At 45.4% G+C, this 13,604-nt stretch carries 14 protein-coding genes; all 14 read left to right on the top strand.

The window, feature by feature from the left end; all coding sequences use genetic code 11:
• Positions 1–3 precede the first annotated feature (3 nt).
• A complete protein-coding gene (locus BQ9856_RS10620; RefSeq protein WP_077611006.1) occupies positions 4–1,077 on the top strand; it encodes an ABC transporter ATP-binding protein in 1,074 nt (357 codons plus the stop codon).
• Positions 1,074–2,054, top strand: a complete 981-nt coding sequence (locus BQ9856_RS10615; protein WP_077611005.1) for an ABC transporter ATP-binding protein — start codon at positions 1,074–1,076, stop codon at positions 2,052–2,054. Before BQ9856_RS10620 ends, BQ9856_RS10615 begins: the two co-directional genes overlap by 4 nt.
• Before the next feature lie 112 nt (positions 2,055–2,166).
• Complete coding sequence (locus BQ9856_RS10610) at positions 2,167–3,864, top strand: peptide ABC transporter substrate-binding protein (protein WP_077611004.1); 1,698 nt, start codon at positions 2,167–2,169, stop codon at positions 3,862–3,864.
• Positions 3,865–4,201: 337 nt separating this feature from the next.
• Complete coding sequence (locus BQ9856_RS10605) at positions 4,202–5,905, top strand: peptide ABC transporter substrate-binding protein (protein WP_077611003.1); 1,704 nt, start codon at positions 4,202–4,204, stop codon at positions 5,903–5,905.
• Positions 5,906–6,051: 146 nt separating this feature from the next.
• Complete coding sequence (pyrH, locus tag BQ9856_RS10600; protein WP_077611002.1) at positions 6,052–6,753, top strand: UMP kinase; 702 nt, start codon at positions 6,052–6,054, stop codon at positions 6,751–6,753.
• 15 nt (positions 6,754–6,768) lie between these two features.
• The gene (gene frr, locus BQ9856_RS10595) at positions 6,769–7,323 is read left to right on the top strand and encodes a ribosome recycling factor (RefSeq protein ID WP_077611001.1); all 555 of its coding nucleotides are present in this window, start codon (positions 6,769–6,771) and stop codon (positions 7,321–7,323) included.
• Positions 7,324–7,388: 65 nt separating this feature from the next.
• Positions 7,389–8,111, top strand: coding sequence for an isoprenyl transferase (locus tag BQ9856_RS10590; protein WP_077611000.1), 723 nt, complete (start codon positions 7,389–7,391; stop codon positions 8,109–8,111).
• A gap of 19 nt (positions 8,112–8,130) precedes the next feature.
• Positions 8,131–8,931 (top strand): phosphatidate cytidylyltransferase, encoded by an 801-nt coding sequence (locus tag BQ9856_RS10585; protein WP_077610999.1) that lies wholly within the window; start codon positions 8,131–8,133, stop codon positions 8,929–8,931.
• 51 nt (positions 8,932–8,982) lie between these two features.
• Positions 8,983–10,125 carry a 1-deoxy-D-xylulose-5-phosphate reductoisomerase gene (locus tag BQ9856_RS10580; protein ID WP_077613336.1) on the top strand — a complete coding sequence of 381 codons (1,143 nt, stop codon included), beginning with the start codon at positions 8,983–8,985 and terminating at the stop codon, positions 10,123–10,125.
• A gap of 1 nt (position 10,126) precedes the next feature.
• Entirely contained in the window at positions 10,127–10,474 is a 348-nt protein-coding gene (locus tag BQ9856_RS10575; RefSeq protein ID WP_139348681.1) for a site-2 protease family protein, read from the top strand.
• The gene (locus BQ9856_RS25725; RefSeq protein WP_077613337.1) at positions 10,462–10,530 is read left to right on the top strand and encodes a hypothetical protein; all 69 of its coding nucleotides are present in this window, start codon (positions 10,462–10,464) and stop codon (positions 10,528–10,530) included. Before BQ9856_RS10575 ends, BQ9856_RS25725 begins: the two co-directional genes overlap by 13 nt.
• Before the next feature lie 19 nt (positions 10,531–10,549).
• Positions 10,550–11,350: a phosphatidate cytidylyltransferase gene (locus tag BQ9856_RS10565; protein WP_077610999.1), complete on the top strand. Its 801-nt coding sequence runs from the start codon at positions 10,550–10,552 to the stop codon at positions 11,348–11,350.
• 51 nt (positions 11,351–11,401) lie between these two features.
• Positions 11,402–12,544 (top strand): 1-deoxy-D-xylulose-5-phosphate reductoisomerase, encoded by a 1,143-nt coding sequence (locus BQ9856_RS10560; RefSeq protein ID WP_077613336.1) that lies wholly within the window; start codon positions 11,402–11,404, stop codon positions 12,542–12,544.
• Between the two features lies 1 nt (position 12,545).
• Positions 12,546–13,604 (top strand): RIP metalloprotease RseP, encoded by a 1,059-nt coding sequence (rseP, locus tag BQ9856_RS10555; RefSeq protein WP_077610998.1) that lies wholly within the window; start codon positions 12,546–12,548, stop codon positions 13,602–13,604.

The raw sequence follows: 13,604 nt of genomic DNA, 5'->3' as shown, positions 1-13,604 counted from the left end.
TTGATGAGTGAATATTTGGTTAATATTGAGAATGAACGTCTTTCTTTCTTTACACCGGCAGGGGAAGTTAAGGCTTTGAATAACGTATCCCTTCATCTTCGGGAAGGTGAGGTTTTGGGTATCGTCGGTGAATCAGGATCCGGTAAGTCTGTTACTGCGTACAGCCTTATGGGCCTTACGGCTTATCCGGGCCGTTTGATCGGCGGTTCCCTTCAGTTTAACGGACATCAGGTTGAGCAGATGACGGAAAAGGATATGAGGAAGATCCGCGGTAACGAGATTTCTATTATATTTCAGGATCCAATGACAAGTCTGAATCCGGTTTATACCATAGGAAACCAGATTTGTGAAGTGATCATGCTTCATACGAACAAAAATAAACATCAGGCGAAGGAGAGAGCAAAAGAGCTTCTTACTCTGGTTGGAATCAATGAGCCGGAGAAACGTTTAAAACAGTATCCTCATGAACTGTCCGGAGGTATGCGTCAGCGTGTCATGATCGCCATTGCCCTCGCTTGTGAACCCAAGCTTCTGATTGCGGATGAGCCTACAACGGCTCTGGATGTTACCATTCAGGCACAGATTCTGGAACTGATGATGGATTTAAAAGAGAAGCTTGGCATGGCAATCATTATGATCACCCATGACCTGGGTGTTGTTGCCAACATGTGCGACCGCATTGCAGTTATGTATGCTGGAAAAGTTGTCGAATATGGCGATACGGATGATATTTTCTACAGTCCGAGTCATGAATATACCAAGGGTCTGATCCGAAGCATTCCAAAGCTTACGGAAAAAGAGCACAGCAAGCTGGTTCCGATTGAAGGAAGCCCTGTTGATATGCTGAATCCGCCTAAAGGCTGCCCTTTTGCGCCCAGATGCAGGGCCTGCATGAAGATTTGTCTGCGCGAAATGCCGCCATACACCGATATATCCGATATTCATTACAGTGCCTGCTGGCTGCTGCAGAAACAGGAATTTGAACGCAGCGCAGCGTCCGGCGTTCATGTGCAGGCAGCGGAAGCGGATTGCGAATGTCCGCTTGATAAAGGACAGGCACAGAAGGGAGATGCATGATGGAAAATAAAAATCTTGTAGAAGTGAAGAATTTACAGCAGTATTTCCCTGTTGCCGGTGGTAAGCTGTTTGAGAAAAAGGTTGTAAAGGCGGTTGATAACGTGTCTTTCGGAATCAGGAAGGGAGAGACTCTGGGCCTGGTAGGAGAATCCGGCTGCGGAAAGACGACCACAGGCCGTACTCTGCTCCGCCTTTATGAGCCTACTTCCGGAAAGATTTTCTTTGACGGAGAAGATATTACCAAAGCAAATATGCTTCCTTACCGCCAGAAAATGCAGATTGTATTTCAGGATCCGTATGCAAGCCTGGACCCAAGAATGACTGTAGGAGACATTGTGGGCGAGGCGATTGATATCCATCATCTGGCTTCCGGTAAAAAGGACCGTCAGGAAAGGATCATTTCCGTGCTGTCTACCGTGGGACTTAACTCAGAGCATGCGAACCGTTATCCTCATGAATTTTCCGGGGGACAGCGTCAGCGTGTAGGTATTGCTCGGGCTTTGGCTGTGAATCCGCAATTTATTGTTTGTGATGAGCCGGTATCCGCTCTGGATGTTTCCATTCAGGCACAGGTTGTCAATATGTTTGAACAGCTTCAGGAAGAACTGGGCCTTACCTATTTATTTATCGCCCATGATCTTTCGATTGTAAAGCATATTTCCAACCGGATCGGTGTTATGTACCTGGGGAAACTGGTAGAACTTGCGGACAGCTATGAACTGACCTTCCACAGCGTTCATCCGTACACGAAGAGTCTGATTTCCGCGATCCCGATTGCAGATCCGGAGACCAGCCGTAAATCGAAGAGAATTGTCCTGGAGGGAGATGTTCCGAGCCCGGTAAATCCGCCATCCGGTTGCCGTTTCCGTACACGCTGCCCCTATGCGGATGAGCTTTGCGCGGAGCAGGAACCGGAATGGAAAGAGGTGTCTTCCGGTCACTATGCGGCATGCCATCACCTGGACAAGGTGAACTAAATTACCATTGCTATTTCACTGCTTTTATGTTATGCTAAAAAATAAATTGGCGCAGTAGCTGTTTAAAGTGTTATTGTGTTGATAGAAAATAATTTTTATAGGAGGAATATATATGAAAAAAATGTCACTTGTATTGGCTGCTGTCATGGCGACCGGCATGATTCTTTCCGCTTGCGGCGGCAATAAATCAGCCAACCCGTCAGCAGGTGCCGGTGCGACTTCCGCTGCAGCAAACGGGGAAACAGCTGCTCCGGGGGAAGGAACTTCAAACGGGCTTGATCTTGCGGTTCGAATTGGTCCGGATACGGAGACAATTGATCCTGCTTTAAATACCGCAGTTGACGGTGCTAATATGGTTCTTCATGCGTATGAAACTTTGATGATTGTGGATTCAGAAAATAAAATCGCACCTGGTCAGGCAGAGTCTTATGACGTATCGGAGGACGGACTTACCTATACCTTCCACCTTCGTGACGGCTTAAAGTGGAGCGACGGATCCCCATTAACCGCTGATGATTTTGTATATTCATGGAAGAGGCTGGCAGATCCTAATACGGCTGCTCCTTATGCAGCGGACATGCTGGGCTATGTGAAGGGCTATGAAGAAGCTGCAGCCGGAAACTTAGATGCTCTTGGTGTTTCCGCTCCTGATGACAAGACCTTTGTAGTAGAGTTATCTGTTCCATGTGTATATTTTGCAAAGCTGATTACACATGCGACTATGGTTCCGGTACAGAAGGGTACGATTGAAGCAAATGGTGATCAGTGGACCTTGAAACCTGAGACTTATATTTCTAACGGTCCGTTAAAAATGGTAGAATGGGTACCGGGTTCTCACATTACATTTACAAAGAATGAAAACTACTGGAATGCGGATAAAGTGACTTTAAATACTTTGAAATTTGTTTTGATGGAAGATCCCAATGCAGCGTACAATGCATATCAGGCCGGTGAAGTTTCTATGATTAAAGAGCCGCCGACAGAAGAAATTCCAAATCTCAAGGGAAAAGAAGATTTCCATGTTGAGCCTATTATGAGCACTTACTATGTAGACTTCCAGAATGAGAAAGAACCGTTTAATAATCCGGATGTTCGGAAAGCATTAAGTCTTGCAATTGACCGTGATTATGTTGCCAATACTGTTATGCAGGGAACTTATTCACCGGCAACAAACTTTGTCGGACCTGGTATTTCTGATGCGGAAGAAGGATCCTCCTTCGAAGAAGTGACACGTAAGAACAACGGCGGTGACTTTTTTGATATAGCCAATCATGATGCTGATGTTGCAAAAGCAAAAGAACTTCTTGCAAAAGCCGGTTATCCGGATGGCCAGGGATTCCCAACCATCGAATACATGATTAATGATGCGGGCTATCACAAGCCGGTAGCTGAATATCTGCAGAGCTGCTGGAAAGAAACACTTGGAATTAACATGGACATTAAGATTGTTGAGTGGGCGACCTTCACACCTACCCGCCGTGCCGGAGATTATCAGCTTGCACGTGATGGCTGGGTATATGATTATGATGACCCTTCTAATATGCTGAATTTAATGATATCCACCAGCGGTAACAACAATGCTAAGTATAATAATCCTGAGCTGGACAAGCTGCTCAAAGAAGCAAACTCAACAGCTGATGTTGCTGATCATTATGCAAAACTGCATGAAGCAGAAAATATGATTCTTGAGGATGCTGCTATTGCTCCGCTTGCCTATTACAATGACTTCTGGTTACAGGATCCGAAGTTAAAGGGAACATGGCACTCTCCATATGGATACTGGTTCTTCCAGTACGCTACTATGGATTAATAAGGGAACAAGGAGATGCTGCAAAACGAACGTGAGTTCATTTACAGTATCTCCTTTTTTATACTCTGTAATATATTTTTTATAACGCCAATAATCCGGCTGGAATATCTCAAAAGATAATCTGGCTGGATTTTTCGTTTAAAAGAAGAGAAACATTACACCTGACATGAAAACGCGATGATTCATACTGCATACAGCATTCCCCTCATTTTAAATAATATCCATAAAAGGATAATATTTTGTTGTTAATTCTTTCATATTCTGATATATTAAAAGGTAGATTAGTAAAGTAACTGATTGAAGTTTTGTTGTATCTATGAAAAGAGGAGGAATATCTATGAAAAAGGTGTCACTTGTATTGACTGCTGTTATGGCTTCCGGTATGATTCTTTCCGCTTGTGGCAGTAACAATGCTACAGGTACTAAGGCAGCCGCTGATTCAACGGCCGATGCGGCAGTTAGCGGAGAAACTGCTGCACCGGCAAAAGGAACTTCTGCAGGACTGGATCTGGCCGTACAAATTGGCCCGGATCCGGAGACAATTGACCCGTCATTAAACAGCACTGCTGATGCCGGAAATATGATCATGGAAGCATTTGAAACATTGTTAATCGTTGATTCAGAAAATAAGATTGTAGGGGGCCAGGCTGAATCCTATGATGTATCTGAAGATGGCTGCACCTATACGTTTCATCTTCGTGAGGGTTTAAAATGGAGCGATGGGACACCGTTAACTGCTCATGATTTCGCCTATGCATGGAAGAGACTTGCTGATCCGGATACGGCTGCTCCCTATGCGGTAGATATGCTTGGCAATGTAAAGGGATATCAAGAGGCTTCAGAAGGAAACATTGATGCCCTTGGCGTTTCTGCACCGGATGATAAAACCTTTGTAGTTGAGTTATCGGCTCCATGCGTATATTTCCCTAAGCTGGCTACCCATACTTCCATGGTTCCTGTAAAAAAGGAAGTGATTGAAGCAAATGGCGAACAGTGGACTTTAAAGCCTGAAACCTATGTGAGCAATGGCCCTTTTAAGATGATTGAATGGGTACCGGGTTCTCATATTACATTTGCTAAAAATGAAAACTACTGGAATGCAGATAAGGTTACCGTCAATACTCTGAAGTTTGTTTTAATGGAAGATTCTAACGCAGCTTACAGTGCTTATCAGGCGGGTGAGATTTCCTTGTGTAAGGATGTTCCTACCGCAGAGATTCCAAGGCTGAGAGATCAAGAGGATTTCCATCTTGATCCAAAACAGGCTACCGCCTATATCAGTTTCCAACTAGAGAAGGAGCCGTTTAATAACCCGGATGTACGGAAAGCATTGAGCCTTGCAATTGACCGGGACTATGTTGCAGAAACTGTCATGGACGGAATTGCTTCTCCTGCAACCAACTTTGTCGGGCCTGGCATTTCTGATGCAAAAGATGGTTCATACTTTGAAGATGTGACACGTGTAAACAATGGCGGTGATTTCTTTGATGTTAAGAACCACGATGCTGATGTTGAAAAAGCAAAAGAACTTCTCGCAAAAGCAGGTTATCCGGATGGAAAAGGATTCCCAACCATCGAATATATGACCAATGAAGCCGGTTATAACAAACCTATTGCAGAGTATTTGCAGAGCTGCTGGAAGGAAACACTGGGGGTAAATTTGGATATTAAGATCGTAGAATGGTCCACCTTTTCAGCGACCCGCCGTGCCGGAGATTATCAGATCGCACGCAACAGTTGGGGATTTGACTACGATGATCCATCGAATCTGCTGAACCTTTTAAAATCTACCAGCGGTAACAACGATGGTAAATACAATAATCCGGAATATGACAAGTTGTTGGATGAGGCCAACCTGACAGCAGATATAAACGTACATTATGAAAAGCTGCATGAGGCGGAGAATATGCTTTTAGAGGATGCTGCAATGGCACCCCTTGTATATAGCAATGAATACTATTTGCAGGATACAAAGTTAAAGGGAATATGGTATAGCCCGCGGGGATACTGGTACTTCCAGTTTGCAACTATGGAACAGTAATAATAGAATATTTTATAAAAATACCCGGGAAATTATTATCCTGGGTATTTTTAACCCTGCAGTTGTCTGCAAACTTCCTCTTTCCAACCATCCAAAAGTATGCTATAATCGGTTAAGACAATACAAAAGTACAGGAGAGTAAGGTTATGAATCCAAGACGTGTATTATTAAAACTCAGCGGCGAGGCTCTTGCCGGTTCCAATAAGACAGGCTTTGAGGAAGCTACTGTTAAAGAGGTTGCACGGCAGGTTAAGATATCCGTTCAGGCAGGTGTTCAGTTGGGAATCGTCATTGGCGGAGGAAACTTCTGGAGAGGCAGGACCAGCAATGCAATTGACCGTCCCAAGGCGGATCAGATCGGCATGCTTGCCACTGTTATGAACTGCATCTATGTTTCGGAAATTTTCCGTAATGCGGGGATGGATACCAGGATACTGACTCCGTTCGAGTGCGGTTCCATGACAGAGCTTTTTTCCAAGGACAGGGCAAATCAATATTTTGCAGAAGGCAAGGTCGTTTTTTTTGCCGGAGGTACGGGTCATCCTTATTTTTCAACCGATACGGGAATTGCACTGCGTGCCATTGAGATGGATGCGGACTGTATTTTACTGGCAAAAGCCATTGACGGTGTGTATGACAGCGACCCGAAGATTAATCCGGATGCTGTAAAGTACGATAAGATTTCCATTCAGGAAGTGATCGACAAACAGCTTGGTGTCATTGATTTGACCGCTTCCATCATGTGTATGGAAAATAAGATGCCGCTTGCGGTATTCAGTTTGAATGAAAAAGATGGTATTGCCAATGCAATGCAGGGAAAAATAAACGGTACCATAGTGACCGCGTAAAATCAGGAGGACGATATGCAGGAGAGTTTACAGGTTTACGAAGACAAGATGAACAAGACATTAAAAACACTGGAGAACGAGTATATGACCATCCGCGCAGGACGTGCCAACCCGCATGTACTGGATAAAATCAGGGTGGATTATTATGGAACCCCGACTCCGATCCAGCAGGTGGGCAATGTTTCCATTCCAGAGGCCCGTATGATTGTGATCCAGCCATGGGAGAAAAGTCTGTTAAAGGCCATTGAAAAGGCGATTCTTGGCTCTGAACTGGGAATCAACCCGACAAATGACGGCAATGTGATCCGTCTCGTTTTCCCGGAACTTACCGAGGAGCGCAGAAAAGAGCTGGTAAAGGATGTTAAGAAAAAAGGAGAGGCTGCTAAGGTGGCCATCCGCAACATTCGCAGGGATGCCAATGACTCCTTCAAAAAACAGTTAAAGGCAGAGGAAATTTCTGAGGATGAGCAGGCAGAGGCTGAGGATAAGATTCAGAAATTAACAGACAAGATGATCGCTCAGGTAGAAAAAGCGATTGAAGAAAAGTCAAAGGATCTTCTTACTGTGTAAAAATCTTGAATAGGGGGCAGGCGTTTTGCCTGTCCTGTTTTGTGTTTTTAAAGGAGCCGTATTATATGGAAAAAAGTACTGAAAATCTGATAATCCCGGAGCATGTGGCCATTATACTGGATGGCAATGGAAGATGGGCAAAAAAACGAGGACTTCCCCGGAGCATGGGCCATAAAGAAGGCTGTGTGACCGTGGAAAAAACGGTGAAGGACGCGGCAGATCTTGGAATTAAGTATCTGACTGTTTATGGCTTTTCTACGGAAAACTGGAAGCGTACCATAGAAGAGGTGGGAGCATTAATGCAGTTGTTCCGCGTTTATTTGGTGAGACTTTTGAAGGTTGCCAATGCCAATAATGTGCGCGTGAAGATGATCGGGGAGCGGGAACGTTTTGACCAGGATATTATAGAAGGAATCAGTAAACTGGTGGAGCAGACAAAAAGCAATACCGGCATGACCTTTGTGATTGCAATAAATTACGGCAGCCGCGATGAAATTGTACGCGCCACGAGAAAGATCATGAAGGATGTGATAGACAAAAAGATTATACCGGAACATATGACGGAGGAAGTTTTTGCTTCTTATCTGGATACGGAAGGAATTCCGGATCCGGACCTTTTAATCCGCACCAGCGGAGAACTGCGCCTTTCCAACTATCTGTTATGGCAGCTGGCTTATACAGAACTCTATGTTACGGACTGCTATTGGCCTGATTTTAATATGGATGAATTGAAAAAGGCTATTGCGGCGTACAATAGCAGGGAACGAAGATTTGGGGGAGTGAAGTGATCCGGAGGGAGGAAGCGCGATGTTCACAACCAGACTTATAAGCGGAATCATTCTTATTTTGATTGCTCTTGTTACGGTGGGAAGCGGCGGAATCCTGCTTTTTGCCACAACCGTTTCCATATCCATGGTTGGTTTGTTTGAGTTGTACCGTGTGATGAAGATACAGAAAAAAGCGTTGGGGTTTATGGGGTATTTAACGGTTTTGGCATATTACGGCCTGCTGTGGTTCCGCGGAGAGCAGTTCATGCTGCTTTTGTCCATTGCATTTTTGATGATCCTCATGAGCATTTATGTATTCACCTTCCCGAAATACCGGATGGATGAGGTGACAGCAGCATTTTTTGGAGTATTCTATGTAGCGGTCATGCTGTCTTATCTGTATCAGGTCCGTTCCATGGCAGATGGAAAATATCTGGTATGGCTGGTGTTTTTAAGCTCCTGGGGCTGTGATACCTGCGCTTACTGTGTCGGGATGATAATTGGGAGACATAGGCTGGCTCCTGTGCTGAGCCCCAAAAAGTCCATAGAAGGAGCGATTGGCGGAGTGGCAGGAGCGGCCTTGCTTGGACTTCTCTATGGAACCGTTTTCGGTACGTCCATGACGGATATCCGTGATCCACAGACAGCCTGTGCATTAGCCTGTGCCATTGCGGCGGTGATTTCTCAGGTTGGAGATTTAGCTGCATCTGCCATTAAACGCGATCATCAGATAAAGGATTATGGGAAACTGATTCCGGGACATGGCGGAATTCTGGACCGGTTTGACAGCATGCTCTTTACGGCACCGGCCATTTATTTTGCGGTGACATTTTTGCGTTAAAGGATATCCATGTCTGGAATTTTGGAAAAGAAAAGGAGTTATCAGCATAAGATGAAGAAAATAGCAATCCTGGGTTCAACGGGATCCATCGGAACGCAGACCCTGGAGGTGGTTGAAACTCAGAAGGATATTGAGGTTACCGCCCTGGCGGCAGGCAGCAATATCCGCCTGCTGGAGGCACAGATCAGGCAGTTCCATCCTAAGGTGGCATGTGTGTGGAGGGAAGATAAGGCGAAAGAACTGGCGGTCTCTGTTCAGGATTTACCAGTACATATCGTATCCGGAATGGAAGGGCTTATTGAGGCAGCTACGGAAATCTCTGCAGAAATCGTGGTAACGGCTCTTGTAGGTATGATCGGGATACAGCCTACGATTGCAGCCATGGAAGCAGGGAAAGACATTGCCCTGGCAAATAAGGAAACTCTTGTCACGGCCGGACATATTATCATGCCTCTGGCAAAGGAAAGAGGAGTAAAGATTCTTCCTGTGGACAGTGAACATAGCGCCATTTTCCAATGCCTGAACGGGGAAAATAAAAATAAAATCCATAAAATACTTTTAACAGCCTCCGGCGGTCCTTTCCGCGGAAAAACAAGAAGCGAGCTGGAGTCTGTACAAGTGGAGGAAGCTTTGAACCATCCAAACTGGTCTATGGGGAAGAAAATAACCATTGATTCCTCCACCATGGTCAACAAGGGTCTCGAAGTTATGGAAGCGAAATGGCTCTTTGGCGTAGAGATGGATCAGGTTAAAGTGGTGGTTCAGCCAAAGAGCGTCATTCATTCCATGGTGGAATTTGAAGACGGTGCGGTGATGGCCCAACTGGGAACGCCGGATATGAAGCTTCCGATCCAGTATGCGCTGTATTATCCGGAACGAAGATTTCTTCCGGGAGAACGGCTTGACTTCTGGACCATTGGACATATTAACTTTGAGAAACCGGATATGGTTAATTTTCCGGGGCTTCTTCTGGCTTATCGTGCAGGAAAGACCGGAGGAACGCTTCCTACGGTTTTCAATGCTGCCAATGAGCGGGCAGTTGCCAAATTTTTAAACAGAGAAATTTCATATCTTGCCATTACAGATATGATAGAGGGGGCTATGAACGGGCATACTGTAAAGGAGAATCCGACGGTAGAGGAGATTCTTGAAGCAGAGGCTGCAGCTTACGAATATATAGAAAGCAGGTGGTAGATTGTCCAGTATTATCTTAGCAGTTCTGGTATTTGGACTGATTGTTTTAATTCATGAATTGGGACATTTTTTATTTGCAAAAATGAATGGGATTGCGGTGGTGGAGTTTTCCATCGGCATGGGGCCGAGGCTGTTTCGCTTTAAAAAGGGTGAAACAACCTATTCCATTAAGGTGCTGCCCTTAGGCGGTTCCTGTATGATGCTGGGAGAAGATGAAGAGAATCCGGATGAACGGGCGTTCCAGAATAAATCCATTCCGGCCCGAATGTCGGTGATAGCGGCAGGTCCCATATTTANGAACTCTATGTTACGGACTGCTATTGGCCTGATTTTAATATGGATGAATTGAAAAAGGCTATTGCGGCGTACAATAGCAGGGAACGAAGATTTGGGGGAGTGAAGTGATCCGGAGGGAGGAAGCGCGATGTTCACAACCAGACTTATAAGCGGAATCATTCTTATTTTGATTGCTCTTGTTACGGTGGGAAGCGGCGGAATCCTGCTTTTTGCCACAACCGTTTCCATATCCATGGTTGGTTTGTTTGAGTTGTACCGTGTGATGAAGATACAGAAAAAAGCGTTGGGGTTTATGGGGTATTTAACGGTTTTGGCATATTACGGCCTGCTGTGGTTCCGCGGAGAGCAGTTCATGCTGCTTTTGTCCATTGCATTTTTGATGATCCTCATGAGCATTTATGTATTCACCTTCCCGAAATACCGGATGGATGAGGTGACAGCAGCATTTTTTGGAGTATTCTATGTAGCGGTCATGCTGTCTTATCTGTATCAGGTCCGTTCCATGGCAGATGGAAAATATCTGGTATGGCTGGTGTTTTTAAGCTCCTGGGGCTGTGATACCTGCGCTTACTGTGTCGGGATGATAATTGGGAGACATAGGCTGGCTCCTGTGCTGAGCCCCAAAAAGTCCATAGAAGGAGCGATTGGCGGAGTGGCAGGAGCGGCCTTGCTTGGACTTCTCTATGGAACCGTTTTCGGTACGTCCATGACGGATATCCGTGATCCACAGACAGCCTGTGCATTAGCCTGTGCCATTGCGGCGGTGATTTCTCAGGTTGGAGATTTAGCTGCATCTGCCATTAAACGCGATCATCAGATAAAGGATTATGGGAAACTGATTCCGGGACATGGCGGAATTCTGGACCGGTTTGACAGCATGCTCTTTACGGCACCGGCCATTTATTTTGCGGTGACATTTTTGCGTTAAAGGATATCCATGTCTGGAATTTTGGAAAAGAAAAGGAGTTATCAGCATAAGATGAAGAAAATAGCAATCCTGGGTTCAACGGGATCCATCGGAACGCAGACCCTGGAGGTGGTTGAAACTCAGAAGGATATTGAGGTTACCGCCCTGGCGGCAGGCAGCAATATCCGCCTGCTGGAGGCACAGATCAGGCAGTTCCATCCTAAGGTGGCATGTGTGTGGAGGGAAGATAAGGCGAAAGAACTGGCGGTCTCTGTTCAGGATTTACCAGTACATATCGTATCCGGAATGGAAGGGCTTATTGAGGCAGCTACGGAAATCTCTGCAGAAATCGTGGTAACGGCTCTTGTAGGTATGATCGGGATACAGCCTACGATTGCAGCCATGGAAGCAGGGAAAGACATTGCCCTGGCAAATAAGGAAACTCTTGTCACGGCCGGACATATTATCATGCCTCTGGCAAAGGAAAGAGGAGTAAAGATTCTTCCTGTGGACAGTGAACATAGCGCCATTTTCCAATGCCTGAACGGGGAAAATAAAAATAAAATCCATAAAATACTTTTAACAGCCTCCGGCGGTCCTTTCCGCGGAAAAACAAGAAGCGAGCTGGAGTCTGTACAAGTGGAGGAAGCTTTGAACCATCCAAACTGGTCTATGGGGAAGAAAATAACCATTGATTCCTCCACCATGGTCAACAAGGGTCTCGAAGTTATGGAAGCGAAATGGCTCTTTGGCGTAGAGATGGATCAGGTTAAAGTGGTGGTTCAGCCAAAGAGCGTCATTCATTCCATGGTGGAATTTGAAGACGGTGCGGTGATGGCCCAACTGGGAACGCCGGATATGAAGCTTCCGATCCAGTATGCGCTGTATTATCCGGAACGAAGATTTCTTCCGGGAGAACGGCTTGACTTCTGGACCATTGGACATATTAACTTTGAGAAACCGGATATGGTTAATTTTCCGGGGCTTCTTCTGGCTTATCGTGCAGGAAAGACCGGAGGAACGCTTCCTACGGTTTTCAATGCTGCCAATGAGCGGGCAGTTGCCAAATTTTTAAACAGAGAAATTTCATATCTTGCCATTACAGATATGATAGAGGGGGCTATGAACGGGCATACTGTAAAGGAGAATCCGACGGTAGAGGAGATTCTTGAAGCAGAGGCTGCAGCTTACGAATATATAGAAAGCAGGTGGTAGATTGTCCAGTATTATCTTAGCAGTTCTGGTATTTGGACTGATTGTTTTAATTCATGAATTGGGACATTTTTTATTTGCAAAAATGAATGGGATTGCGGTGGTGGAGTTTTCCATCGGCATGGGGCCGAGGCTGTTTCGCTTTAAAAAGGGTGAAACAACCTATTCCATTAAGGTGCTGCCCTTAGGCGGTTCCTGTATGATGCTGGGAGAAGATGAAGAGAATCCGGATGAACGGGCGTTCCAGAATAAATCCATTCCGGCCCGAATGTCGGTGATAGCGGCAGGTCCCATATTTAATTTTATTCTGGCCTTTTTCCTTGCCATGATCCTGGTAGGGATGAGCGGCTATGATACTACGTATATAAAGGAAGTAACGGAAAACTCACCTGCCTATGAGGCCGGTATCCGTCCTGGAGACAAACTCTTAAAAATTAATGGAGAGAACGTATCCATGTATCGGGAATATATTCTTTATAAACTCTTAAGGCCAGAAGAAAAGATGAGTCTGGTGGAGTTTTCCAGAGTTAATCCGGATACGGGGATCCGTGAGATCCAGTCGGCATCCGTCACTCCTCAATATTCGGAGGAAAGTAGAAAGTATTTAATCGGTATTACCATAGCGCCGCAGAATATGCGGGTTACGTCCTTTGGAGAACTGATGAAGTACGGATATATGGAAATGAAATACGATGTCAAGCTGACGGTTAAAAGCCTTGGAATGCTCTTTACCGGAAAGGCAAGCGTAAATGATTTAAGCGGTCCGGTAGGAATTGTAGTCATGATAGATGATTCGGTAAAGGCCGGGCTGACGGTCAGCGTTATGGCGGCGCTTATGAATGTGATCAGCATGTGCATTCTATTGAGTGCAAACTTAGGCGTTATGAATCTGCTTCCCATTCCCGCGCTTGATGGAGGCCGGCTTTTGTTTCTGATTATTGAAGCGATCAGGGGCAAGCGCATGGACCCGGAGAAGGAGGGTCTGGTGAACATGATCAGTATGGCGGCTCTCATGGCCCTTATGATTTTTGTGGTATTTAACGATATCAGCAGGTTTACGTAA

The organism is Clostridium sp. Marseille-P2415 (assembly GCF_900155545.1).
Classification (GTDB): domain Bacteria; phylum Bacillota; class Clostridia; order Lachnospirales; family Lachnospiraceae; genus Lacrimispora.
Note: the sequence above shows the minus strand (reverse complement) of the source record. Positions and strands in the feature narration are given on the sequence as shown.